Source organism: Mariniflexile gromovii (assembly GCF_017814435.1).
GTDB lineage: Bacteria > Bacteroidota > Bacteroidia > Flavobacteriales > Flavobacteriaceae > Mariniflexile > Mariniflexile gromovii.
Window position 1 is genome coordinate 59,884 of the sequence record NZ_JAGJCB010000011.1, and the last position, 25,717, is coordinate 85,600.

The following is a 25,717-nucleotide window of genomic DNA, read 5'->3' on the forward strand; positions in this document are numbered from 1 at the left end:
ATACAACAGATGAAACAATATATACCAAATGCCTTAACACTTTTAAATCTTTTCTGCGGAAGTATTGCCGTTATTTTGGCAGTAAACAACAACTTTGTGGGAGCGGCACTTTTTGTGTTTTTGGGTGTGTTTTTTGATTTTTTTGACGGCTTTGCCGCCAGAAAATTGAATGTTCAAAGTGAATTGGGTGTACAATTAGATTCGTTGGCAGATATGGTTACCAGTGGCGTGGTACCTGGAATTATTATGTATAAGTTACTGGCGTTAACTTTAGGTTCAAATGAAGCATTTACAGCTTCATCTGAATGGAGCACAACAATGTACTGGACTTCTTTTAAAGTATTACCATTGCCATTTTTAGGGTTGGGCATCACATTAGCTTCGGCATACCGTTTAGCAAAATTTAATATAGATGAAGACCAACAAACTTACTTTAAAGGCTTACCAACACCTGCAAATACCTTGTTGATTGTTTCATTGCCTTTAATTTTAGAATTTCAAAATAGCGATTTGATAAATTCAATTATTGTAAACAAATGGTTTTTAATAGTGCTTACGGCATTAAGTTGTTATTTGTTAAATTCAAATATCAAACTATTCGCATTAAAGTTTAAAGATTGGGGTTTCAAAGCCAACGCTACCCGCTATATTTTTATCATGCTTTGTATTATCCTTTTAATTGTACTTCAATTTGCGGCAATACCAATTATTATATTACTTTATATCGGCATGTCTGTTTTAGATAATGTTGCTTCCAAATTAAAATAACTTACACTTTTTTCAATGGCTTCAGGATTTTTTGCCCTATTAGATGATATTGCTGCACTTATGGACGATGTTGTAGTAATGAGTAAAATTACAACTAAAAAAACAGCAGGTATTTTAGGAGACGATTTAGCAGTGAATGCCGAAAAAGCCACTGGTTTTGTATCGTCAAGAGAATTGCCTGTTTTGTGGGCCATTACTAAAGGTTCTTTTTTGAATAAGCTTATTATTTTACCTATAGCTTTTTTGCTCAGTTACTTTTTGCCTTGGGCAGTAACCGTTATTTTGGTGTTAGGTGGGGTTTATTTAGCGTATGAAGGTGTTGAGAAAATAATAGAATATTTTGTGCCTCACAACCATGAAGTAACAAAAATTGAAGCGGTTAATCCATCAGAGGAAGATGTTTTATTGGTTGAAAAAAAGAAGATAAAATCGGCTGTTGTTACCGATTTTATTTTATCGGTTGAAATTGTAATTATAGCACTTGGTTCGGTTGTTGATCAAACGCTTATTACCCAAATATTGGTGGTTTCTATAGTTGCTATTATTGCAACGGTTGGTGTTTATGGTATTGTGGCGCTTATTGTAAGAATGGACGATTTAGGTTTCAGACTCATCAAAAAAAGTGACAACGGTAAAGTTTTTTTAGCCAATATTGGGAACCTTTTAGTTAAAGCATTGCCCTTGGTTATTAAAGGTTTATCAATTGTAGGAACTATAGCGCTTATTTTAGTTGCTGGTGGCATATTTACCCATAATATTGAATTTCTTCATCATTTCATAGAAGCAATTCCAAGCTTTATAAAAGATTTTATTGTTGGATTGTTAGTTGGATTTGCAGCATTTCTAGTTGTTTTAGCGGTTAAGAAGCTTATTAAGGTTTTTAAGAACTAACTATTGGTTCTTGCTGTGAATGATTTATGTTTAGTTTAGTAGAAGAATAAGCTTTGGAGTTGTCATTCCTGCGAAAGCAGGAATCCACATTAAAGGTGTTTAGATTAAAACTTTTAAATTGAAATAACCTTATTATTTTAAAAATCGGTCTTCGGTTTTGTCATTCCTGCGAAGGCAGGAATCCACTAGATAAACGCACATATGTATAAAACGATTCATCAATACTACCTTTACATTATTACCAATAAAACAAATGGTACAATTTATATTGGTGTTACAAACAATTTAGAACGCAGAATGTTTGAACATAAAAATAAACTAATAGAAGGCTTTACCAAACAATATGGATTATATAAATTAGTTTATTTTGAAACCTATCAATACGTGAATGATGCCATTAAAATAGAAAAGAATATGAAGAAATGGAAACGACAATGGAAAATTGACTTGATAGAAAAGGATAATCCAAATTGGAAAGATTTGTCTAAGGATTGGACTTTTCTAATAGAGTAGTGGATTCCTGCCTTCGCAGGAATGACAAAGAAGATGTGTAGTACTATGAAGATTGTTTCAATAAATTTGATGATTGAAAATCAGTCAGAAATATAAATCTACGCTTTCGCAGGAATGACAAAACGTATAGTGCTATGCAGATTGTTTCAATAAATGTGATGATAGAATATCAGAAACATATACTTATGCTTTCGCAGTAATGACAAACAAAGCGTATAATCACTCCAATGGCACTTAGTGCCTAGTCCCTAATTTTCTTCTTACGCAACTCAAAATTCTGACCTAAATACACTTTACGTACCATTTCGTCATTAGCCAATTCTTCAGGTTCTCCGGCTTTAAGAATGCTACCTTCAAACATTAAATAAGTTCTATCGGTAATGGCAAGTGTTTCCTGTACGTTGTGGTCTGTAATTAAAATACCAATATTTTTTTTGGTAAGTTGTGCCACAATACGCTGAATATCCTCAACAGCAACAGGGTCAACCCCAGCAAAAGGTTCATCCAATAAAATAAAACTTGGGTCCGTTGCCAAAGCACGTGCAATTTCGGTACGTCTACGTTCACCACCAGATAATAAATCGCCTCTACTTTTGCGAATATGTCCCAAGCCGAATTCCTCAATAAGCGATTCCATTTTAAAATGTTGCTCTTTTTTACTTAGCTTGGTAAGTTGTAAAACGCTTAAAATATTATCTTCAATACTCAATTTTCTAAAAACTGAAGCTTCTTGAGCCAAATAGCCAATACCATTTTGTGCGCGTTTGTACATGGGGTATTGTGTAATTTCGGTGTTATCTAAAAAAATATGACCGCTATTAGGTTTAATTAAGCCTACCGTCATGTAGAAAGACGTGGTTTTACCAGCACCATTAGGTCCTAAAAGTCCAACAATTTCGCCTTGTTCAACTTGTAAAGACACATCCTTTACCACTTTTCGTCCGCTATAGGACTTCATTAAATTTTGAGCTCTTAAAATCATATGCTATATACTGAACGCCAAAAATAGTAAAATCATATACACTATGGTGGCAGATGTTTTAAATTATATTTTGTTTAACGCTGTTCTAAAGCATCCCAAAACTCGTAGGCACGACGTAAATGCGGAATAACAATAGTACCGCCCACCAATGTGGCAATGCTTAATGCTTCAACTACTTCGTCTTTTGATAAGCCTAATTTATGGCTGGTTTCTAAATGGTATTTTACGCAATCATCACAACGTAATACGGCCGAAGCCACCAAACCTAAAAGTTCTTTCGTTTTAACATCTAAAGCACCTTCCGCGTAAGCGTTCGTATCTAAATTAAAAATACGCTTTATGACTTTGTTATTATCAGCTAAAATTTTATCATTCATTTTAGCACGATACTCATTAAATTCTGTGACGCTATTTGACATGTTTTTTCTGTTTTCTATTTTGGTTACGAACTACAATTTTAGCAATAAGAATGCTTACCTCATATAAAATTAAAATAGGAATGGCTACAATTACTTGGCTTGCAATATCTGGAGGGGTTATAATGGCAGATACAACCAATACAAGTATTAAAGCGTATTTACGATATTTTCTTAAGAACTCAGGCGTTACTAAACCAATTTTAGTTAAAAAATAAATGATGATTGGCAATTCGAAAATGATCCCTGAGGCCAATACCGATGAACGCACCAACCCAATAAACGAGCTAATATCTATTTGATTGTCTACACGCGATGAGATGCTATAATTGGCTAAAAAGTTAATTGATAGCGGACATATAATATAGTAACCAAATAAAGCGCCCATAAAGAACAATAAGGATGAAATGAATATAAAACCACGGGAGTGTTTACGTTCGTTTTCATGTAAACCAGGACTGATAAATTTCCACAATTGATAAATTACATAAGGGAATGAAATGATAAATCCTGCTAAAATTGCGGTCCAAATATCGGCTGAAAACTGTCCAGCCATCGTTCTGTTTTGTAAAATAAGAGGTATTTTATCGTTACAGAAACTGGTATCTAAACTCATATATGTTGCCATATCGCATAACCACTTATAGGTTGGGAAACCCATGTCTAGCGGTGCAAAAATGATATCATCAAAAATAAATCGGCTGAAAATAAATGCCAATGTACCAACAATAACAATGGCTAATGTTATTTTAATTAAATGCCAACGTAAATCTTCAAGATGGTCTAAAAAAGACATCTCATTAATGTTTTTCTTCTTTCTCGCCATTATATAATGCCTTCTTTAATTAAATCGTGTAAGTGAACAACGCCTGCATAATTACCGTTTTCTTCAACCAATAACTGAGAAATACCATGTGTTTCCATAAGTTCTAACGCATCAATAGCCATAGCTTCCGCTTGTATGCGTTTTGGGTTGGCGCCCATGATATCTTTAGCGGTAAGTTTAGAGAAATCGTCAACTTTCGTTAACATTCTACGTAAATCACCATCAGTAATAATTCCAATAATTTTATTGTTTTCAACAACGGCAGCAACACCTAACATCTTTTCAGTTATTTCTATAATAACGTCTTTAATACTTGTTGAAACATTTACTTTTGGTTTTTCGTTAACAGAAGAAATATCATGAACACGTAAATACAGTTTTTTGCCTAAAGCACCTCCAGGATGATATTTGGCAAAGTCGGAACTGGAAAATCCACGTAAATTCAACAAACAAATTGCTAGGGCATCACCAATAACCAATTGTGCCGTTGTACTGGTGGTTGGTGCAAGATTGTTAGGGCAAGCTTCTTTTTCAACAAAGGCATTTAAAATATAATCGGCATGTTGGCCTAAAAATGACGCATTGTTGCCCGTAATGGCAATTATTTTATTTTTTGCTCTTTTAATAAGAGGGATAAGCACTTTTATTTCAGGAGTATTGCCACTTTTCGATAAACAAACAACAATATCATCTTCCAGAATTAAACCCAAATCACCATGAATAGCATCGGCAGCATGCATAAAAATAGAGGGGGTTCCCGTAGAATTTAATGTGGCTACTATTTTACTGGCAATAATAGCACTTTTACCAATACCAGTAATAATAACACGCCCTTTAGAGTTATAAATTAGGGATACAGCATCGGCAAAATCATCATTTACTAAACTAGATAGGTTTAAAATGGCTTTACTTTCGGTTTCAATGGTTTGCTTTGCAATATTGATAATTGAACTTTTACTATTCAAAATTTATTAAATTTTTAGTTGATGCTTTTAAAGAAATTGTTATCTTTAAATATAAATCGAAATTGATTTTTGTTGTAATTTCGATTTTCGTTACAAAACTAACGAAAAAATCAAGAGGGTTCTCTCAATACACTTTAAAAATAATCAATTGATATTTGAGTGTTTTTTATATTTTTTAATGATTAAATAAATATTAGTATTATTCATGTTAATAGCAAAAAGTGACTTACAGTCTGCACTAAAAAAATATTTTGGGTTTGGTAAGTTCAAGGGGCTTCAAGAAGGTGTTATAGAAAGTTTATTGTCCGGCAATAACACATTTGTGATTATGCCAACAGGAGGCGGTAAATCGCTTTGTTATCAATTGCCTGCGCTCATGCAAGAAGGAACCGCTATTGTGGTATCGCCTTTAATTGCTTTAATGAAAAACCAAGTGGATGCCATTAGAGGCGTTTCAAATGAAGAAGGTATTGCACATGTTTTAAATTCTTCATTGAATAAAACAGAAGTAAAGCGTGTAAAGGAAGATATTGTAAACGGAGTTACCAAATTACTATATGTAGCACCCGAATCGCTTACCAAAGAAGAAAACGTAGAATTTTTACGTTCGGTAAAAGTGTCGTTTATGGCCATTGATGAAGCGCATTGTATTAGCGAATGGGGACACGATTTTAGACCCGAATACAGGAACTTAAAGCATATTATTGGTCGTATAGGAGATAACATTCCTATTATAGGCTTAACGGCTACGGCAACACCTAAAGTACAGGAAGATATCATTAAAAACTTAGGAATTGCAGGAGCAAAAACATTTAAAGCCTCGTTTAACAGACCCAATTTGTATTATGAAGTACGTCCTAAAACCAAAAATGTTGATGCGGATATCATCCGATTTATAAAACAAAACAGTGGTAAATCTGGTATTGTTTATTGTTTAAGCAGAAAGCGTGTTGAAGAATTGGCACAGGTTTTACAAGTAAATGGTATTAAAGCAGTGCCATACCATGCCGGGTTAGACGCCAAATCTAGGTCTAATTACCAAGACCAATTCCTTATGGAAGACGTAGATGTGGTGGTAGCTACCATTGCTTTTGGTATGGGCATCGATAAACCCGATGTGCGTTTTGTAATCCATCACGATATTCCAAAAAGTATTGAAAGTTATTATCAAGAAACAGGCAGGGCAGGACGTGATGGTGGCGAGGGCCATTGTTTAGCGTATTATGCCTATAAAGACATTGAAAAGTTAGAAAAATTCATGTCAGGAAAACCTGTTGCCGAACAAGAAATTGGGCAAGCTTTATTGCAAGAAGTTGTGGCATTTGCAGAAACATCTATTTCCCGTAGAAAATTCATTTTACACTATTTTGGTGAAGAGTTTGATAATGAAACGGGTGAAGGTGGCGATATGGATGATAACGTAAGGCATCCTAAAAAGAAGCACGAAGCCCAAGACGATGTAAAATTACTTCTTGAAACTATTGAAAAAACCAACGAAAAATATAAGTCTAAAGATTTAGTAAACGTTATTACCGGTAAAGAAAATGCTTTAATTAATTCGCATAAAACCAACGAGCAAGCATTCTTCGGCAAAGGTAAAGACAAAGACAAAAAATATTGGATGGCCTTACTAAGGCAAGTTTTGGTGGCTGGTTTTCTTAAGAAAGACATTGAGACTTATGGCGTTATCAAATTGGTTGATGCTGGTAGGGATTTTATAAAAAATCCAACATCATTCATGATGACCGAAGACCATATTTTTGATGGCGAACAAGAAGACGGTAGTATTGTAACAGCCGCCAAAAGTGAAGGTGCTGTTGCAGATGAACTGTTAATGGACTTGCTTAAAGATTTACGTAAAAAGAATGCCAAAAAGTTAGGTGTACCGCCATTTGTTATTTTTCAAGATCCATCGCTTGAAGATATGGCGTTGAAATACCCAATTACCATTGCAGAACTTGCCAATGTTCATGGCGTTGGTGATGGTAAAGCAAAAAAATACGGTAAAGACTTCGTAGAGCTTATAGCGCAGTATGTTGAAGAACATGATATTATTCGTCCAGACGATTTGGTTGTAAAATCTACTGGGACTAATTCTGCAAACAAGCTTTACATCATTCAGAATATTGATAGAAAACTGCCATTGGATGATATAGCTTCTTCAAAAGGCATGACCATGGAAGAGTTTATTAAAGAAATGGAAGCTATTGTATATTCTGGTACCAAATTAAACATAAACTATTGGATAGACGAAATTTTGGATGAAGACCAGCAAGAAGAAATCCATGATTACTTTATGGAGTCTAAAACCGACAGCATAGAAACCGCTATAAAAGAGTTTGATGGCGATTATGAAGATGAAGAACTTCGTTTGTACAGAATAAAATTTATAAGTGAAGTAGCTAATTAGAGTTTCAAAGATTCAAAGATTCAAAGATTCAAAGAAGCAGAGCATCAAAGCTTCAAAGAAGTAGAGTTTCAAAGTCGCAAAAGCATAAAAGTATTTAAAGCTCCAAAGTTTAAATGTATTTACATAAAACTTTGGAGCTTTGTAACTCTGTAACTCTGTAACTTTGAAGCTTTGTCACTTAGTAACTGGCAACTCCTAAAAAATCATAATTCGTAAATTGTAATTCGTAAATCATTCCTATCTTTGCATCTTTAAATAAAATTAGAACCATGCAAGACGGATTATACGCAAAATTCAACACAACTAAAGGTGAAATATTAGTTGCTTTAGAATTCAAAAAAACACCAGGAACAGTTGGTAACTTCGTAGCTTTAGCCGAAGGAAACTTAGAAAACAAAGTAAAACCTCAAGGAACTCCTTACTATAACGGATTAAAATTTCATAGAGTAATTCCAGATTTCATGATTCAAGGAGGCTGTCCACAAGGTTCAGGTTCTGGAGATCCAGGTTATAAATTTGATGATGAATTCCATCCAGATTTAAAGCACGATGCACCAGGTATTTTATCTATGGCTAATGCAGGCCCTGGAACTAACGGAAGTCAGTTTTTTATAACCCATGTTGAAACACCTTGGTTAGACAACAACCATACCGTGTTTGGTAAAGTAGTTGAAGGACAAAATGTGGTTGATGCTATTGCGCAAGGTGATAAAATTGAAACTTTAGAAATTGTAAGAGTTGGTACTGAAGCCGAAGCTTATAATGCGGTTGAAGCTTTTAGAACCTTTGAAGGTTCTAGAGCCAAAAGAATAGAAGAAGCTAAAAAAGCTGCCGAAGCCGAATTGGATAAATTAGCTACAGGTTTTAAAAAGACTGAAAGTGGTTTACGTTACCAAATTATTCAAGAGGGTAACGGGGCAAAAGCTGAAAAAGGTAAAAATGTATCGGTGCATTACAAAGGACAATTGGCCGATGGAACTGTTTTCGATTCTTCATACAAACGTAACCAACCTATCGATTTTCCAGTAGGTGTTGGTCAAGTTATTTCTGGTTGGGATGAAGGGATTCAATTGTTAAAAGTTGGAGACAAAGCACGTTTTGTAATTCCTAGCCATTTAGGTTATGGAAGCAGAGGTGCAGGAGGTGTTATTCCCCCAGATGCTACCTTAATTTTTGATGTAGAATTGATGAATGTTAAGTAAATCATAATCAATAAAAATTCAACATAAAAAAGGCATCTAATTTTAGATGCCTTTTTTTAGTTCGTTAATTTCCTTTATAGCTATGTAAAATAAGTGTTAGTCGATTATATTTTGTACTCAAATCATATACATATACTTTTATTTTGTGGTAAGTATAAAAGAAACCTATTTATATAACAGCGTTATTAAGGAATTGAATTATTCTTTTGGTAACGTATTTATTTTTGAAAATTTTGTTGTATCGGAGATCAATAGAGGAGTCAATTTTAATTGGGATGACCACGGAAAAACAATCACAGAAGATGTTGCCTATTATTTAGATACAAACGGCATAAATTTAGTTTATATCTCTCATAGAATTAATTCATATTCGGTAGTAGCATCCGATTGGTTGAAATTTTTTAAGCATAGTTATAATTTGAAAGGCTATTATATAGTTTCTGAGAATAATATTGGTTTTTTAAACTCCTTGATAGAGAATCTATTTTTCAATGGTAAAATTAAGCGATTCACTACTATTGAAGCTGCTGTTAATTGGGTTAAAATAGGTATTAACGAAGTTATGTAACAATTCTATATCTTTGTTTTTATGACAGAGCAAGAATTACAAAAACTAAAATATCCCATTGGTCAGTTTGAGTGTCCAAATAATATTTCTCCACAACATATTGAAGGTTGGATATCCATATTAGAGCATTTTCCAACTAGGTTGGAAAAATTGGTTGAAAATTTATCGGATGAACAATTAGATACCACTTACAGAACGAATGGTTGGACAATAAGACAAGTTATTCATCATCTATCCGATAGTCATCATCATAGTTATGCACGGTTTAAATGGACTCTTACAGAAGATAAACCGGTTATTAAGGCCTATTTTGAAGATAGATGGGCAGAATTATTTGATTCTAAAATAGCACCTATCGATATGTCTTTACTTCATTTAAAAGCAATACATGCTAAACTTGTTTACTTACTAAAGGGGTTATCGGATGCTGATTTGAATACATATTTTATTCATCCTGAAACCCAATCGGAAGTGGTTCTAAAAAGGAATATAGGCATTTATGCATGGCATAGCAACCATCATTACGCACATATCGAGAATTTAATGAAACGAAATAACTGGATTTAGAAAGCAATGATTAGACCGGTAACTATTGAAGATGCCCAACAGCTTGTAGATATTTATAATTATTATGTGATTAATTCTATTGTTACTTTAGATTTAGTTCCGTTTTCAAAAGGAGATTTTGAAGTTAAAATAGAGGAGATTTCAACGAAGTTTCCATTTATTGTTTACGAAGTAGATAACGAAATAGTTGGTTACGCTTATGCCAACACGTTTAGAACAAAACCAGCATACAAAAATACAGTAGAACTTACTGTATATATAAAACATTCTCAATTAGGTAAACAACTTGGTAAAAAATTATATTCAGAATTATTGCTTCTATTAAAAAATAAAAATTTCCATGTGGTTATTGGCGGGTTAACATTGCCAAATGATGCTAGCGTAAAGCTTCATGAAAATTTTGGTTTTGAAAAAGTGGCTCACTTTAAAGAAGTGGGTTATAAATTTGAAAAATGGCACGATGTCGGTTTTTGGCAATTGACTTTTTAAACATTAACAATCTAATGGGTCTAACCATCAGCTTTTCCATTTTATACTACAGCCTATGCTCGGTTTTTGTAAAGCAGTATTTTCTTTGTTTTCAATTAAGCAGTCTAAGGCATTTCTTAAATCTTTTCCCGTAACGGGTAACCCATTTCCAGGTCTGGAATCATCTAATTGCCCACGGTAGGCTAATTTTAGATCTTTATCGAACACATAAAAATCGGGAGTGCAAGCAGCATCATATGCTTTAGCAATTGTTTGGCTTTCATCATATAAATAAGGAAACGGATAATTCTCCTTTTTTGCATGGAGTTTCATGTTATCGGGACCATCTTGTGGAAATTTAATCGCATCGTTACTGGAAATAGCCACAAAACCAATTCCTTTTTTTGAAAAGCTTTTTGAAATTGCAACTATTTCTTTGTTTACATGAATTACAAAAGGGCAGTGGTTGCAAATAAATATAACCACAGTGCCATTTTCTCCTTTAACCATTTCTAAATTAACAAGTGTATCGCTGGTGGTATCTATTAATTCAAAATAAGGAGCTGTTGTGCCCAAGGGCAACATGTTTGAAGGTGTATCGGCCATGATTATTTGTTTTATTCAAAGTTCGTAATTATTTATATTTTTGAAAAATGAATGAGACAATAACTTTTGAAGATTTTTCTAGAATAGATCTGCGTGTAGGGACAATAATTGAAGTAAACGATTTTCCTGAAGCCAGAAAGCCAGCTTATCAATTAACTATTGATTTTGGTGATTTGGGTTTGAAAAAGTCGTCGGCGCAAATTACCACACTCTATACAAAAGAAAATTTACTTAATAAGCAGATAATTGCCAATATTAACTTTCCGAAGAAGCAAATAGCCAATTTTATGAGTGAATGCTTAGTTATGGGAGCTGTAAATGGTAAAGATGTGATTTTATTAAATCCTGAAATTAAAGTGAAAAACGGTAGCGTAGTTAGCTAAAAAAAAACCGCTACTAAAAGTAACGGTTTATATGATCTATTTTCAATATTAAATATCGTCAAATTCAATATCTGTAAAACTATCTGTTGATTTCTTTGAATCCAGGGAATCATCATCATAATCCTTTTTGAAATCTTTTTGGTGACGTTCACTAATCACTTCGTCACCTTTTTCATCAATAATATATTCGGTCATTTCAGATAGAATATCTTTAAACTCATTAAAGTCTTCTTTATAGATGTAAATTTTATGTTTTTTGTAATGAAACGAACCATCATCATTGGTAAACTTTTTACTTTCAGTAATTGTTAGGTAATAATCGTCTGCTTTTGTAGATCTAACATCAAAAAAATATGTACGTCGTCCTGCTCTTAATACTTTAGAAAAAATCTCCTCTTTCTCCATCATGTCATTGTTGTTCATAGTTGTATAGAAATTTATTAAATTATCAATTTATATCAAAAATCTAAAAAAAACCGATATTAACCAACATTTTATGATATTTCTTTTCAAAGTATTATTTTTTGTTGCATTAAATGTAAGCTATTGGTTTATAAATAAGGCGATTAATCTTTGTTGGAAGCGGTTTCGCTTAATTGCTTTAGGTACAGATGTTGGTAATAGCCTTCTACGTTTATAAGGGTTTCATGGGTTCCTTCTTGAACTATTTTACCTTGATCTAGCACGATAATTTTATTTGCGTTTTTAGCAGAAGACACCCGATGACCAACAATAATAGATGTTTTTCCTTTGGTGATTTTCGTTAAGTTCTTCAATATCTTTTCTTCGGTTTCTGTATCTACAGCCGATAAACAATCATCAAACAATAAAATTTCTGGTGTTTTTATAATGGCTCTAGCAATGGATACACGTTGTTTTTGTCCACCAGAAAGTGTGATACCCCGTTCTCCTAAAACAGTATCGTAACCATGACTAAACTGAATAATGTTTTTATGTACTTGGGCATTTTTGGCAGCTTCAATCACTTCATCATCGGTAGCATCATCCTTCCCGAATTTAATGTTGTTTTTTATGGTATCAGAAAACAAAAAGGCATCTTGTGGAACGTAACCAATATTGTTTCTTAAATCGGTTAAGTTATGAACTTCAATAGGAATGTTGTTTATTAGAATAGAACCTTTATCAATATCATAAAGCCTTCCAATTAAATCTAAAATAGTTGATTTCCCAGAACCTGTTTTTCCTAAAATGGCTAAGGTTTCTCCTTGTTTTATTTGGAAACTTACGTTGTTTAATGCTTGAATATTAGTATCGTCGTATGTAAAGGTTACGTTGTTAAAAACAATATCACCAGTAATTTTGGTATGTCCTTCTACACGGTTCTTTATTTCGGGCTCTAATTTTAAAAATTCGTTTATACGTTTTTGAGATGCTTCAGCTTGCTGTACTATAGAAGTGACCCATCCTACTGTTGCTACAGGCCATGTAAGCATGTTTACGTATATTATAAATTCTGCAATAGTTCCTAAACTTTCAATCTCGCCATTAATATATTGCATACCACCAACGTAAATTACTAGAAGATTACTCATGCCAATAAGTAAAATCATCATTGGGAAAAACCATGCTTGTACTTTGGCTAGATTGATTTGCTTTTCTTTGCTTTCACTTGCTAACGATTCAAAATTTGTAGAAATTTGAGGTTCAATTCCGTAGGCTTTAATCACAGAAATTCCACTGAACGATTCTTGTGTATAAGTAGATAGTTTTGATAAAAATTGTTGAACAATGGTACTTCTATGGTGTATTTCTTTACTTAATTTATAGATGACTATAGATAATATAGGTAAAGGCAATACGGTGTATAAAGCCAACTTTGGAGCTTCATTAAACATGTAAATAAGTGCAATTATAAACAGCGTAACCGTATTGATGCTGTACATAATGGCTGGACCTGCGTACATGCGCACATTACTAACATCTTCACTTATACGGTTCATTAAATCGCCGGTTCTGTTCTTTTTATAAAAATTTAAAGAGAGTTTTTGGTATTGTTCGTAAATTTCATTCTTCAAATCAAACTCCACATAGCGCGATACGTTAATAATATATTGACGCATAAAAAATGTAAAGCCTGCAGCTATTAATGCGGCACCAACTATGTAAATGATAACTTCGGTTAATTCTGCCTTTACAACCTGTTCTGAAACGCCTCCTTTTAAATATTTTTCAATAACAACAAAAATTTCTCGAACATATCGGGGTGTAAACAGCAAAAATATTCTAGCTATAATGGTAATTAAAGTACCAATTAAAAGCTGTTTTTTATATTTTAAAAAGTATTTGTTTAAGTGCTGTAATTCTTTCATTTAAAGGCAAAATCTGTATGGAAAAATAGAAATAAATAAGTTAGCAAATATAAAGTTTTAAAAGTATAAATTGAGGTAATCGCTGTTTAGTAATTGTTAAAAATAGCATAAAGTATGTTATGAATAATAAATACAAAAATATGAAGTCACTTTTCAAAATAGTGTTATTTTTGCAGCTCAAAATTATAAATTATTTTAAGTTCATTGTAATTATGCTAAACAGAAGACATATCCGTGTAAAAGTAATGCAAACCATGTATGCCTTTAAAGGAGGAGAAAGCGACGATTTTAGTAAAGATCAAAAATTTTTACTGTTTAGTATAGATAATATGTACAACTTGTACTTATTGATGCTTTCGTTATTAATTGAAGTTCAAAAAAGAGCCGAAAGTGATTTGCAAAAGAAACAAAAAAAGCATTTAGCAACTAAGGAAGACAAAGATCCTAACAGAAAGTTTGTTAATAATCAATTACTTGCCCTAATATCTGATAACTATCAATTAAAAAATCAATTGGAAATAAATAACATTACCAATTGGAACCTTGATAGCGAATATGTAGATGTAATTTTTAAAGCAATTACGGCTAGCGATTTGTATAAAGATTACATGACAACAAAAGTGTCAGATTTTAAAGAAGATAAAGATTTTATTGTAGATGTTTTCAAAGATATTATTGCACCAAACGATAAACTTTACGATTATTTGGAAGATAAAAACTTAACCTGGTTAGACGATTTGCCAACTGTAAACACTACCATTTTAAAACTACTTCGAAAGGCAAAAAGCACATCAGCTGAAGGTTATTTTACCCCAAAACTTTATAAAGATTTAGATGATAAGCAGTATGCTATCGATTTATTTAGAAAAACCCTTTTAAACAGAAGCATATTAAATAAAGAAATAGAGGAGAAAACACAAAACTGGGATTCAGACCGTATTGCCAATGTTGATTATGTATTGCTTCAATTGGCCATTAGTGAATTGAAAAACTTTCCATCCATTCCCGTAAAAGTTACTATTAATGAATATTTAGAAATAGCCAAAGAATATTCAACCCCAAAAAGTAGCATTTTCATCAATGGGATTTTAGATAAATTGGTGAAAGAATATGAAGAAGCAGGAACCTTAAAAAAAGTAGGCCGCGGATTGATGTAAAATAGTGTTAAGAAGCTATTAAAAATTTTAAATAGCTTAAATAATTACTATTTTTACTGCTTGAACAAAAAATAGCTTAATAATGAAAAAAACAATATTAGGATTAGTAACACTTGCTTTGGTTGCTTTTACATCTTGTAAAGATGATGCCACAAAAAAAATTAATGAAGCAAATATAACTGCTGCGGCAGAAAGAGATGCAAATGCTTCTAAATTACCGGTACTTACATTCAATGAAACCGAACATGATTTTGGCGACATAACAAAAGGAGTGCCTGTTGAAACGGAGTTTATATACAAAAATACAGGAAATGCACCTTTAGTAATTACAGATATTAAAAGTTCTTGCGGTTGTACGGTACCACAAGATTGGAGCAGAGAACCTTTAGCTCCTGGTAAAACAGGGAAATTTACAGTGGAGTACAATGCTAGTGGGCCTAATAAAATTACAAAAACTATTACGGTATCGGCAAATACAGAAAAAGGATCTGAAGTTGTAAAAATTATCGCTAACGTCATAGAACCAAGTATACAATAAAAAACAGCTGCAAGTTCAGCACTAATTAACTAACAAATAACAAAAAACAATGGAAGGAATCGGTCAATTTTTACCGTTTATACTAATGTTTGTGGTTGTGTATTTCTTTATGATTGCACCACAAATGAAACGCGCCAAAAAAGAGAAAAAGTTTAATTCTGAATTAAAAAAAGGCGATAGGGTTATTACCAAAAGCGGTTTGCACGGTAAAATTTTAGAACTTAATGATAAAGACCAAACATGTATAATAGAAACCATGTCTGGAAAAGTTAAGTTTGAGCGTTCAGCAATTTCTATGGAGCTAAGCACGAAAGCAAACTCACAGGATTAAAACATACAATATTATTTATTTAAAAGAGCTTCCATTAGGAAGCTTTTTTTTTGGTTAAAAACCAAGTGGTTTAAGTGTATTTATTTTAATTTTAAAAAAAAAAAATAAAATTTAGGTAGGGTAAGTAAATATTTAGTTGTCTAATGGTTGAATTGTTTATTAACCTAAAACCTCTCAACCATGAATTTACTTTTAATCTCTTCAGTAGTTTTAGCCGTTAACATTGTAATGTTATACATCTATCAACAAAAAGCTTTTTTTATTAAAATTTATAGTAATTTCAATACAAATGAAAAGATGGACGTAATAAATAGAACAGATAATGTAGTTTCTCCACAGCAGTTGTTGGGTTCTCAAAATACAGAGAACCAAACTATGGACACAAGTCGTTTAAATGATTTAGATATAGAAAATGCTGAATTAAGCAAAAGATTGAAAGCCTTAGAATTTATTACAAAATTCGAAATCTATTTAAGTGATAATAAAATTGATAGAGAAAGATTCAATGAATTTAAAGATTTTAACGATCTTAAATTATTAACTCAAAAAAGTATTCTTGAGGCTGCAAAAAGGGTATCAAATTTAAGTGCTGCTTAATAAGTTAAAACCTCTTTTTTCGCTTCATATTAAATCCATTTATTTGTTACATATTATCTTAGGCAAATTGCAATTAATAGTTTATTAACGTAGGATATTTGCTATTGGCACTCAATTTTCGTAGATTTGCACCATGATTAAAGGACATCATGAAAGGCAAAACTGTAGAATATTCAACTTTAACTTTTTAGTTTTCAGAACGCAATCTGATAAATTTATCCCTCCAAGCACCTCAAATTAAGAGGCTCCATTTTAAATAGTAAGTTTTATTTATCATCCTTTTTTTTAATTAAGTACTTAAATGTATAAGTACCAATCTCCATAATTAGTCGCATTTATTATAGGTTTAAATGTGATTAAAACAACATAATTAATGACTATAAAAACCTTTGATGCCTTTACAAGGCTATCAATTATTGACATAAATCGCATTACCAATTTTTTATTTGAATATTCAGATGAAGCTAGAGACACTAAAAGTGCCATCAGGAAATCCTTATTGTATGCTGCAAAAGAAATACCAGGATTAGGAGGCTATGTGTTTGTTGTAGAGCGCAATAACGATATTGTTGGGGCAGCCGTAGTGAATAAAACGGGAATGAATGAATATATACCAGAAAACTTATTGGTTTACATTGCCGTAAAAACCTCATTTAGAGAAAAGGGTATTGCTAAAATGTTAATTGAACATACTATAAAATATTGCGATGGCGATATTTCAACGCATATAAACAAACATAATCCTGCTATTAAATTATTTGAAAAACAGGGCTTTAAACCAAGAAACATAGAAATGAGGTTGGTTAGAAATTAATCAATCGTATAATAAATTAGAAATAAACAACATGAAACGAGCATGTTAAGAGCATTATCACCTATGAGTATGATAATTTGCGAACAGCATGTGTCCGTTAAAAAACAATAAACATAAACACATGAAAATTTTATATATAAAAAGAGAAACAATTTACGAAAAGCGTCACAGTTTAAAAATGGGCGAATTAACCACTAAGGTTACTTACATTAAAAAGTATCTGCTAGGGATGCCCGTTAAAACGCTTCATAAATATAGGGAAACCTATTATGGCGAAGTAAAAGACTGTAATGATTGTATGCTTTTTATTTAATCAAAAGAAAAAAACAAAAAACAATAAATGAAAGTACTAGTAATTGGAGCAGGTAACATGGGATTAACCTATGCGGAAGGAATGTCTAAATCAAGATTGTTGAAGAAAAAAAACATCATGGTTTTGGATAAATCTGAAGAAAAACTGGAAGAACTTAATCAAATATCACATTTTGATGCTTTTAGCGAGTTACAAGATTGTGTACCGCAGGCAGATATCATATTTATAGCCGTTAAACCATTCCATGCAGAAAGTGTGTTTAAAGCCATTAAAACGCTTGTGCAACCACAACAAATTTTAGTGTCCATTATGGCAGGTGTTTCCATACCTAGGATAAAAGAGCTAACAGGGTTGAATAAAATAGTGCGGGCAATGCCGAATTTACCAGCACAAATTGGTAAAGGATTAACATCGTACGTTACATCACCCGAAGTTTCTAGAATTGAAATGTTAACGGTAGAGAGTTTATTGGATACCACAGGAAAATCGATGCGCGTATCAAGCGAGAATTTTATTGATGCATCTACAGGCATTTCTGGAAGCGGACCCGCTTATGTATTTTATTTTATGCAAAGTATGATGGAAGCTGCCTTACAAATGGGGTTTTCAAAAAACGATTCAACGGTGCTGGTAAGTCAAACTTTTACAGGAGCCGTGGAGCTTTTTAATCAATCTAATTTATCGCCAAATTCTTGGATGGAAAAAGTGGCTTCAAAAGGTGGTACTACCCGTGCTGCGTTAGATTCCATGAAAGATAACAATGTAGGCGAATTAATAAAAGAAGCAGCATTTGCAGCATTTAATCGTGCTGTTGAATTAGGAAAAGAATATTAAATAATGTATAAAGAAAGAATAGTTATTAAAGTTGGTACAAATGTTATGACCAACAAAGACAATAGAATTGTGAGGCCTGTTTTAAGTAATTTGGTAAAACAAATTGCCGAACTTTATGAGCGTGATATTATTTGTGTGCTTGTATCCTCGGGTTCCGTTATTGCCGGAAAGGAAGTTTTAGGAAAGTCTAAAATTAAAGATAAAACACAGCGTCGTCAAGTATATTCCGCCATCGGGCAACCGCGTATGATGCGTTTGTATTACAATATTTTTCATGATTTTGGAATGAAATGTGCCCAGGTGCTTCCTACCAAACGCGATTTTAGTGCAGGTGTGCACAGGCAAAACATGATTAACTGTTGCGAAGGTTTATTGGCCGAAGGTGTTATTCCTATTGCCAATGAAGATGATGCAGTATCTGTTACAATGTCTATGTTCTCTGATAATGATGAGTTGGCAAGTTTAATAGCACAACTTATAAATGCTGATAAACTTATCATTTTAACCGATATTGACGGGCTTTATACAGGACACCCAGATGCAGATAGCAGTGATTTAATAAAGAATGTAAATCCAAATGATAATTTAGATAAATACATTAAAGACAGTAATAAAGGTGAAGCTGAAGGACGTGGCGGCATGGGATCTAAATTGGATTATGCACAACAAGCAGCGGCAAACAATGTTCCTACATATATTGTGAATGGAAAAACTGAAAATATTATTATCGATATTATTGATGGTAAAGAAGTTGGTACCAAAGTGTCTTTGTAATTAGTGAATACCTATAAAAAAAAAGCTTCCAATTTGGGAGCTTTTTTTGTTTAGCAGTTTTTGTATTTATCGTTTAGCCCAACACCTTGTACAATCATTGGTGTTATTTTTTCTAAGCGGCTTAATTTGGTATCATCGCGTTTGGCTTCTGAAATATATTCGCAATATTCACGCTGTTTGCTTGGTGTTAAAAGTTTAAAAGCATCAAATAAAGCAGTATGGCCTTTTAGATGTTTTTGAAGTTCCTCAGGAATAACAATATCTTTTTTGGTAGTTTTACTTGATTTTATTTCTTTGCCCAGTTTCTGGTTTTCTATAGCTTCTTTAACGTAGGCTAAGACACTATTTTTATCAATATCATGTAAAGATTTAAAGCGCATTTGTCTTAAACCTTTCGTTTTTTCTTGTGCAGATTCAAGAAGATTTTTTTCATCTTTTAAAAAGACACCATTAAAAAACCAAATTCCAAAATGATGTTTAAATGCTCCTAAACCAATTACATTTTTACTTTCATAAGCATAAACGGGTGCATTCCATTTAATTGATTCTTCCAATTCGGTAGTATTGATAATATCCCGTAAAAGCGTTAATGCATCACTAAATTGAACATGTTCTTCAATATATTCTTCAACGGAATTTACTTTTTTCACTTTATAGATATAAAATTACAGGTCTATAAATTTAATAAATAATAAGTTAAAACACCGGCTAAATACCCAAGAATAGCTAACCAGCTAATCTTTTTTAGATACCATATAAAGTCAATTTTCAAAATTCCCATAATGGCAACACCAGCAGCAGAACCAATGATTAACGAGCTACCACCAGTACCTGCACAATATGCTAAAAGTTCCCAAAACACATGATCTTGTGGGTATAACGTTAACGGGTACATACCCATAGCTCCAGCTACAAGGGGTACATTATCTACAATGGAAGATATTAAACCAATAATAATATTAATAATGTAAATATTGCCAAACGTATCATTTAACCAATTAGCTACTTGTGTTAAATGACCACCAGTTTGTAAACTTGCCACAGCTAAAAGGATTCCTAAAAAGAAAAGAACGCTTGGTGTATCCACTTTTCTAATAACACTAGCTACCGATAAATTATGGCGGTGCTCAATGGGTTTGTTTTTATGAATAAGTTCGGTAACAACCCATAAAACGCCTAAACTTAAAAGAATGCCCATAAAAGGTGGCAGGTGTGTAAGTGTTTTGAAAACAGGTACAAATAGTAAGCCGGCAATACCTAGCCAAAGGATTAAAGATGCTTCAAACGAGCTTGCCATATGGATATGTTCATCGTCACTTTTTGCGCTAGCGGTTCGAGTTATTTCTCCCTTTTTTATAAGGGATAATACCAATAGCGGTACCGCTAAACACACTATACTAGGAAGTAAAACCTCTTTAATGATATTCGCAGCGGTTACTTGTCCACCAATCCATAACATAATGGTGGTTACATCACCAATAGGTGACCATGCACCACCTGCATTAGCGGCAATCACCACAATACCTCCAAAAAACCAAATATCGTCTCTATCTTTCATGAGCTTTTTTAGTAAAGCGGCCATCACAATAGTGGTAGTTAGGTTATCTAAAACAGATGACAAAATGAAGGTGACAATCCCGATTATCCAAAGTAGTTTAACGCGATTGGTGGTTTTTATTTTTGAAGTGATGATATGAAAACCACCATGGGCATCAATCAATTCAACAATAGTCATGGCACCTAATAGGAAAAATAAAATTTGGGATATTTCCCCAAGATGGTGTAAAATAGATTCATCAATAAAGTGTGCTTCGTGTGGCGTTTGAAAAATGGTGTCTTGACCAAGCACCAAAATGACCCAACAAATAACACCTGTTAAGATGGCTGAAGCAGCTTTGTCTATTTTTAAAGGATGTTCAAAGGCTATAAAAATGTAGCCGATTATAAATGCAATAGCTAGTAGAAGATACATATTTAATTAGTTTAGCGTATCACGGTTACAAACAGTTTGTGCTTGTAAAAATGTAAAACTAATGTAGTATATATTTCGTTTCAATTAGAGAAAATCAATAAAATTTTTCATTGAATTTTAAATGATTATTTATGTTGGTTTTTGGCTGTTATTTCAGCAATTTTACAAATTACCTCCGTTGCTTTTATCATGCTTTCAACAGGTACATATTCATATCTCCCATGAAAATTGTGTCCGCCAGCAAATATATTGGGGCATGGTAAACCTTTGTAGCTTAATTGCGAGCCATCGGTACCACCACGAATGGGTTTTATAAGCGGTTCAATATGCAGTTGTTTCATGGCTTCTTCGGCAATATCTACAATATGCATTACGGGTTCAATTTTTTCGCGCATGTTAAAATATTGGTCTTTTATTTCAACACTTATCACTTCCCAACCATACTGCTCATTTAGCTCGGTAGTTAAGTTTTCCATGACCGTTTTACGTGCCTCAAAATGCCCTAAATCGTGGTCGCGAATAATATATTCTAAAACAGTTTCTTCAACTTCACCTTTTATAGACGATAAATGGAAAAACCCTTGATAATCTTCAGTATGTTCTGGAGTTTCCATACGTGGTAACGAGTTTATAAACTCTTGGGCAATGTACATGGAGTTTATCATTTTGCCCTTGGCATAGCCGGGGTGTACAATTTTTCCTTTCACTTTTACAACAGCACCAGCAGCATTAAAATTTTCATATTCCAATTCACCTATTTGGCTACCATCCATGGTATATGCCCAATCGGCTCCAAATTTTTCAACATCAAATTTATGGGCGCCTCTACCTATTTCTTCATCGGGTGTAAAACCAACACGTATGGTACCGTGCTTAATTTCTGGGTGATTAATTAAATATTCCATAGCCGATACAATTTCGGTAATGCCAGCCTTATCATCGGCACCTAATAGGGTAGTGCCATCGGTAGTAATAAGGGTTTGCCCTTTGTATTGGTGTAAATCTTCAAAATAATCGGGTGATAATATGATGTTTTCAGCTTCATTTAAAACAATATCCTTTCCATTATAATGTTCAATAATTTGAGGATTTACGTTGGCACCTGTAAAATCGGGCGAGGTATCAAAATGCGAAATGAAGCCAATGGTTGGCGTTTTATGACTTACATTACTTGGTAAAGTTGCCATAATATAAGCGTTTTCGTCTATGCTAACATCGTGCATGCCAATAGCTTTTAATTCATCAGCAAGTTTGTTGGCCAAATCCCATTGTTTAGCAGTACTTGGAGTTGTGTTTGATGTTGGATCCGATTCGGTATCAATAGTAACGTAACTTATAAAACGTTTAATTATATGTTCTTTTGAAATCATTTTGAAATGAATTTTTTAGATTTTGAGTGCAATAATCAGATTATCTTTTAAGGTTTAAAAGTACGATTATTAATTTTTTTGGCTTTTGAATTAGCTCATTTTTTATTTACAATTTTTAGAATTACTTTTGCATAAATAATACAGATGTACAAACTATTACTTCGCCCGTTATTTTTCTCGTTTGATCCAGAAAAAATTCATCATTTTACATTTTCATTAATTAAAAACACCTCTAAAATTCCAGGTTTTGCTGCTATTTTTAGAAGTTTATATGTTGTAGACGATAAACGGTTAGAACGAAATTTATTCGGGCTTACCTTTAAAAACCCAGTAGGTCTTGCCGCAGGATTTGATAAAAATGCCGTATTGTATAATGAGTTGGCCAATTTTGGGTTTGGTTTTATTGAAATAGGCACGGTAACACCCAAAGCACAAGTAGGAAACCCCAAAAAGCGTTTGTTCCGTTTGAAGGCAGACCAAGGGATTATTAACCGTATGGGATTTAATAATGAAGGATTAGAGGCGGCCATTACTCAATTAAAAAAGAATAAAGGGAAATTGATAATAGGTGGAAATATTGGAAAAAACACCAGCACCAAACCTGAAGATTATACCAAAGATTACCTAGCGTGTTTTAATGCCCTGCATCCGTATGTTGATTATTTTGTACTGAACGTAAGTTGTCCGAATGTAGGAAGTCATGCCAAACTAAATGATAAAGAGTATTTAGAAGAATTGATAGGTGCTGTACAGCAAGCAAACAAGCGTTTTGAAAAACAAAAACCGATTCTTTTAAAAATTGCTCCAGATTTGAATAACAACCAGTTAGATGAAATTATAGAATTGGTTGCCACTACTAAATTAGATGGTGTTATCGCCAGTAACACATCAACCGATAGAACGGGTTTAAAAGCGTCTACGGAACAATTGGAAGCTATAGGTAACGGTGGTTTAAGCGGACAACCTATTAAAGATAAAAGCACCCGTGTTATAAAATATTTAGCCGATAAGAGTGAAAAAGCCTTTCCAATAATAGGGGTAGGTGGTATTCATTCTGCCGAAGATGCTTTAGAAAAAATAAACGCAGGAGCCGATTTAGTGCAAGTTTATACTGGGTTTATTTACGAAGGTCCTAGTTTGGTAAAAGCTATTAATAAAGCAATTTTAAAAAAATAATTCTGCTATTTTATAATCTTTTTAGTTACTGTAGACCCATGACTTCTTAGGGTTAATAAATACATACCAGAATTAAGTTTTCCAACGTTTATTTGCTTATTTATTAAATTCCCCGTTGTAATAATATTTCCTGCTACATCGGTAAGTTTATAATTTACCATATCATGTGGGTTTGAAAAGCCAATATAAACAGTGTCGCCAGAAACAGGGTTGGGGTATACTTTAACAGTATCATTGGTAATTGGGATATCGATAGTTTTAATAAAAACATTATCAATGGCAATATCTCCATCCCAATTTGTGCCTCGTATAGCTCTGAACCGAATGTTAATGGTTTGATTTGTAAAGGCCGATAAATCAATGTTTTCAATTAAAAAAATATCATCTTGCGAGCTTTGTTGTGGGCCAATAAAAGGAGGGATGATATCATTTATGTATCCATCATCCGTTTTAATATCAATGTGTAATTCACCAATACCTTTTCCATACATGTGGTATGAAAATTCCAATTCAGAGTTTGGATTGCTAACATCTATACAGGGCGACATAAGTTCTGCTACATCTCCGAATTTAGCACCAGAAGCTTCAGCATACATATAAGTATTCGTTTGATTATTTGCTGTTTTGGTAAGATTTGGTCCCGTGTTAATTGATGATGTAGCCCCCTTATTTAAAAGCCAATTGTATCCATGTTCAGTTACATCTTTGGTTGTCCAATTAATGTCGTTAAGTAAAGTGTAAGAATCAAAATCTTCATTAAAAAGTGATTCAATATTACCTACTTTTATAAATTTTGAATAGGTTTTTCTAATGGATTTAGAACTATTTGAAACAGTCAAAGTAACATCATAAACTCCTTTTGAAAAAGTATGGGTCGGGTTTTGTGTACAATAATCTGTTACACCGTCTCCATTCATATCCCATGACCACTTTGTGATGTCTTTACATTGGGTTTCAAAGTTTACGGTTAACGATTCGTTGCAAGTTTGACTCACATCTGCTGTAAAGTTAGCATTGAAAGTTGGACAAGCTAAGTAATTTTTTGCAGTTAAGTAAAAAGCATACATGCGTGCCAATTGTTGTTGTGTAAAATGCGAACGACACCCTTTCATGGAATACGACATAATATTATTAGTGTCTGGTGTATAGGTAGCTCCGTTAGCATCGGTTTCGGTTCCAATGTACTGGCAAAAATTGTTAACATTTTTAGTGGTTAATTTGGGGTCGGCAGGGGTGTCGCATATCCCATCACCATCTGTATCGCAATTGCTTCCATTTACTAGTTCTGTGGTTTTTTTATCATCTGGACCATGCGTATGGATTAATGAGAAAAAATGACCAATTTCATGAGCAAGTGTAGAATCATTAGTAACACAACTGTTTTTCAAAACAATTACATCATTTCTACCTTCATTATCAGCGAAACCACAAATACTTTCTTCTGAATCATTTTCAAGATAATCAGCAAAATAAATATTGATTACCCCAGGAACGTTATTGGCTTCCATCAACATTTTTTCATCACCTTTCTTTAAATGACAAAGTTTATCCTCATTTATATAATTAATCCCATCACATAAAAAAAACTCCATAAACGCATCGGCATATATACTATTTAAATTGGTGATAGCTGTATAAAGATCTGCATCGCAAATACCTCCAGTTCCATTAGAGTTTCTAATTACATGGGCCTTAATAGGAATGGAATTAGTAAATTTTGATTGAGACTTGTTTTTTGAAATTTGTTTTTGAGTAAAAGACTTTTCGAAGCTTTTAAGTTCCGATTTTATACTGTTATAAAAGTCTATAGATTTTTGAGTAGTGACCGTTCCGCATGATGCTGCTTCATTTTGAGCAAAAAAATTCTCACTGAATGACAAGAATGTCAAGATTAAAAAAAGAGAGAATTTAGGTTTTAAAATATGCATTTGGGGAAAACATTTTTT

The 25,717-nt window shown here is 33.0% G+C and carries 29 protein-coding genes; 18 read left to right on the plus strand and 11 right to left on the minus strand.

Annotated features, from left to right (window positions below; translation table 11 throughout):
- Positions 1–9: 9 nt before the first annotated feature.
- From J8H85_RS11965 to J8H85_RS11975, 3 genes are all read left to right on the plus strand, one after another.
- Positions 10–768, plus strand: a complete 759-nt coding sequence (locus J8H85_RS11965) for a CDP-alcohol phosphatidyltransferase family protein (protein WP_209655439.1) — start codon at positions 10–12, stop codon at positions 766–768.
- A gap of 15 nt (positions 769–783) precedes the next feature.
- Positions 784–1,659, plus strand: coding sequence for a DUF808 domain-containing protein (locus J8H85_RS11970; protein ID WP_209655440.1), 876 nt, complete (start codon positions 784–786; stop codon positions 1,657–1,659).
- 201 nt (positions 1,660–1,860) lie between these two features.
- Positions 1,861–2,172, plus strand: a complete 312-nt coding sequence (locus tag J8H85_RS11975; RefSeq protein WP_209655441.1) for a GIY-YIG nuclease family protein — start codon at positions 1,861–1,863, stop codon at positions 2,170–2,172.
- 241 nt (positions 2,173–2,413) lie between these two features.
- Here the strand turns inward: J8H85_RS11975 and lptB are convergent, their stop codons facing one another.
- The 4 genes from lptB to J8H85_RS11995 all read right to left on the minus strand — a co-directional run bounded on the left by lptB (position 2,414) and on the right by J8H85_RS11995 (position 5,361).
- The gene (lptB, locus tag J8H85_RS11980; protein WP_209655442.1) at positions 2,414–3,154 is read right to left on the minus strand and encodes an LPS export ABC transporter ATP-binding protein; all 741 of its coding nucleotides are present in this window, start codon (positions 3,152–3,154) and stop codon (positions 2,414–2,416) included.
- A 74-nt stretch (positions 3,155–3,228) separates the two neighbouring features.
- A complete protein-coding gene (locus J8H85_RS11985; RefSeq protein WP_209655443.1) occupies positions 3,229–3,573 on the minus strand; it encodes a carboxymuconolactone decarboxylase family protein in 345 nt (114 codons plus the stop codon).
- On the minus strand, positions 3,563–4,396 hold the full coding sequence (tatC, locus tag J8H85_RS11990; protein WP_209655444.1) for a twin-arginine translocase subunit TatC: 834 nt from the start codon (positions 4,394–4,396) through the stop codon (positions 3,563–3,565). Before tatC ends, J8H85_RS11985 begins: the two co-directional genes overlap by 11 nt.
- Positions 4,396–5,361 (minus strand): KpsF/GutQ family sugar-phosphate isomerase, encoded by a 966-nt coding sequence (locus J8H85_RS11995; protein WP_209655445.1) that lies wholly within the window; start codon positions 5,359–5,361, stop codon positions 4,396–4,398. Before J8H85_RS11995 ends, tatC begins: the two co-directional genes overlap by 1 nt.
- A 205-nt stretch (positions 5,362–5,566) precedes the next feature.
- Between J8H85_RS11995 and recQ the strand changes: the two genes are divergently transcribed.
- The 5 genes from recQ to J8H85_RS12020 all read left to right on the plus strand — a co-directional run bounded on the left by recQ (position 5,567) and on the right by J8H85_RS12020 (position 10,597).
- Positions 5,567–7,771: a DNA helicase RecQ gene (gene recQ / locus J8H85_RS12000; protein WP_209655446.1), complete on the plus strand. Its 2,205-nt coding sequence runs from the start codon at positions 5,567–5,569 to the stop codon at positions 7,769–7,771.
- A gap of 269 nt (positions 7,772–8,040) precedes the next feature.
- The gene (locus J8H85_RS12005; protein ID WP_209655447.1) at positions 8,041–8,973 is read left to right on the plus strand and encodes a peptidylprolyl isomerase; all 933 of its coding nucleotides are present in this window, start codon (positions 8,041–8,043) and stop codon (positions 8,971–8,973) included.
- A 145-nt stretch (positions 8,974–9,118) separates the two neighbouring features.
- Positions 9,119–9,541: a hypothetical protein gene (locus J8H85_RS12010; RefSeq protein WP_209655448.1), complete on the plus strand. Its 423-nt coding sequence runs from the start codon at positions 9,119–9,121 to the stop codon at positions 9,539–9,541.
- Between the two features lie 21 nt (positions 9,542–9,562).
- Entirely contained in the window at positions 9,563–10,108 is a 546-nt protein-coding gene (locus J8H85_RS12015) for a YfiT family bacillithiol transferase (protein ID WP_209655449.1), read from the plus strand.
- Positions 10,109–10,114: 6 nt separating this feature from the next.
- Positions 10,115–10,597 carry a GNAT family N-acetyltransferase gene (locus J8H85_RS12020; protein WP_209655450.1) on the plus strand — a complete coding sequence of 161 codons (483 nt, stop codon included), beginning with the start codon at positions 10,115–10,117 and terminating at the stop codon, positions 10,595–10,597.
- A 27-nt stretch (positions 10,598–10,624) separates the two neighbouring features.
- Here the strand turns inward: J8H85_RS12020 and J8H85_RS12025 are convergent, their stop codons facing one another.
- Complete coding sequence (locus J8H85_RS12025) at positions 10,625–11,182, minus strand: thioredoxin family protein (protein WP_209655451.1); 558 nt, start codon at positions 11,180–11,182, stop codon at positions 10,625–10,627.
- A gap of 47 nt (positions 11,183–11,229) precedes the next feature.
- Here J8H85_RS12025 and J8H85_RS12030 point away from each other — a divergent pair, with 47 nt between their 5' ends.
- The gene (locus tag J8H85_RS12030) at positions 11,230–11,565 is read left to right on the plus strand and encodes a tRNA-binding protein (protein ID WP_209655452.1); all 336 of its coding nucleotides are present in this window, start codon (positions 11,230–11,232) and stop codon (positions 11,563–11,565) included.
- Between the two features lie 48 nt (positions 11,566–11,613).
- Here the strand turns inward: J8H85_RS12030 and J8H85_RS12035 are convergent, their stop codons facing one another.
- Both J8H85_RS12035 and J8H85_RS12040 read right to left on the minus strand, forming a co-directional pair.
- Complete coding sequence (locus J8H85_RS12035) at positions 11,614–11,988, minus strand: PUR family DNA/RNA-binding protein (protein ID WP_209655453.1); 375 nt, start codon at positions 11,986–11,988, stop codon at positions 11,614–11,616.
- 143 nt (positions 11,989–12,131) lie between these two features.
- Positions 12,132–13,895 (minus strand): ABC transporter ATP-binding protein, encoded by a 1,764-nt coding sequence (locus tag J8H85_RS12040; RefSeq protein ID WP_209655454.1) that lies wholly within the window; start codon positions 13,893–13,895, stop codon positions 12,132–12,134.
- A gap of 212 nt (positions 13,896–14,107) precedes the next feature.
- Between J8H85_RS12040 and nusB the strand changes: the two genes are divergently transcribed.
- From nusB to proB, 8 genes are all read left to right on the plus strand, one after another.
- Entirely contained in the window at positions 14,108–15,052 is a 945-nt protein-coding gene (nusB, locus tag J8H85_RS12045) for a transcription antitermination factor NusB (RefSeq protein ID WP_245243801.1), read from the plus strand.
- Positions 15,053–15,134: 82 nt separating this feature from the next.
- A complete protein-coding gene (locus tag J8H85_RS12050; RefSeq protein ID WP_209655455.1) occupies positions 15,135–15,590 on the plus strand; it encodes a DUF1573 domain-containing protein in 456 nt (151 codons plus the stop codon).
- 49 nt (positions 15,591–15,639) lie between these two features.
- The gene (gene yajC / locus J8H85_RS12055) at positions 15,640–15,921 is read left to right on the plus strand and encodes a preprotein translocase subunit YajC (RefSeq protein ID WP_209655456.1); all 282 of its coding nucleotides are present in this window, start codon (positions 15,640–15,642) and stop codon (positions 15,919–15,921) included.
- A gap of 180 nt (positions 15,922–16,101) precedes the next feature.
- Positions 16,102–16,518, plus strand: a complete 417-nt coding sequence (locus J8H85_RS12060) for a hypothetical protein (RefSeq protein WP_209655457.1) — start codon at positions 16,102–16,104, stop codon at positions 16,516–16,518.
- Between the two features lie 373 nt (positions 16,519–16,891).
- Positions 16,892–17,332, plus strand: a complete 441-nt coding sequence (locus J8H85_RS12065; protein ID WP_209655458.1) for a GNAT family N-acetyltransferase — start codon at positions 16,892–16,894, stop codon at positions 17,330–17,332.
- 121 nt (positions 17,333–17,453) lie between these two features.
- Positions 17,454–17,645 carry a hypothetical protein gene (locus J8H85_RS12070; protein WP_209655459.1) on the plus strand — a complete coding sequence of 64 codons (192 nt, stop codon included), beginning with the start codon at positions 17,454–17,456 and terminating at the stop codon, positions 17,643–17,645.
- 27 nt (positions 17,646–17,672) lie between these two features.
- Entirely contained in the window at positions 17,673–18,479 is an 807-nt protein-coding gene (gene proC / locus J8H85_RS12075) for a pyrroline-5-carboxylate reductase (protein WP_209655460.1), read from the plus strand.
- 3 nt (positions 18,480–18,482) lie between these two features.
- Positions 18,483–19,253: a glutamate 5-kinase gene (gene proB, locus J8H85_RS12080; protein WP_209655461.1), complete on the plus strand. Its 771-nt coding sequence runs from the start codon at positions 18,483–18,485 to the stop codon at positions 19,251–19,253.
- 50 nt (positions 19,254–19,303) lie between these two features.
- Here the strand turns inward: proB and J8H85_RS12085 are convergent, their stop codons facing one another.
- The 3 genes from J8H85_RS12085 to pepT all read right to left on the minus strand — a co-directional run bounded on the left by J8H85_RS12085 (position 19,304) and on the right by pepT (position 22,595).
- Positions 19,304–19,903 (minus strand): YdeI/OmpD-associated family protein, encoded by a 600-nt coding sequence (locus tag J8H85_RS12085; protein WP_209655462.1) that lies wholly within the window; start codon positions 19,901–19,903, stop codon positions 19,304–19,306.
- A 23-nt stretch (positions 19,904–19,926) separates the two neighbouring features.
- Positions 19,927–21,225: a sodium:proton antiporter NhaD gene (gene nhaD, locus J8H85_RS12090; RefSeq protein ID WP_209655463.1), complete on the minus strand. Its 1,299-nt coding sequence runs from the start codon at positions 21,223–21,225 to the stop codon at positions 19,927–19,929.
- 125 nt (positions 21,226–21,350) lie between these two features.
- On the minus strand, positions 21,351–22,595 hold the full coding sequence (pepT, locus tag J8H85_RS12095) for a peptidase T (RefSeq protein WP_209655464.1): 1,245 nt from the start codon (positions 22,593–22,595) through the stop codon (positions 21,351–21,353).
- A gap of 144 nt (positions 22,596–22,739) precedes the next feature.
- On the opposite strand from pepT, the gene J8H85_RS12100 reads away from it, so the two are divergent.
- Entirely contained in the window at positions 22,740–23,771 is a 1,032-nt protein-coding gene (locus J8H85_RS12100) for a quinone-dependent dihydroorotate dehydrogenase (protein ID WP_209655465.1), read from the plus strand.
- Between the two features lie 5 nt (positions 23,772–23,776).
- Here the strand turns inward: J8H85_RS12100 and J8H85_RS12105 are convergent, their stop codons facing one another.
- Positions 23,777–25,651 (minus strand): T9SS type A sorting domain-containing protein, encoded by a 1,875-nt coding sequence (locus tag J8H85_RS12105; RefSeq protein WP_209655466.1) that lies wholly within the window; start codon positions 25,649–25,651, stop codon positions 23,777–23,779.
- Between the last annotated feature and the right edge of the window lie 66 nt (positions 25,652–25,717).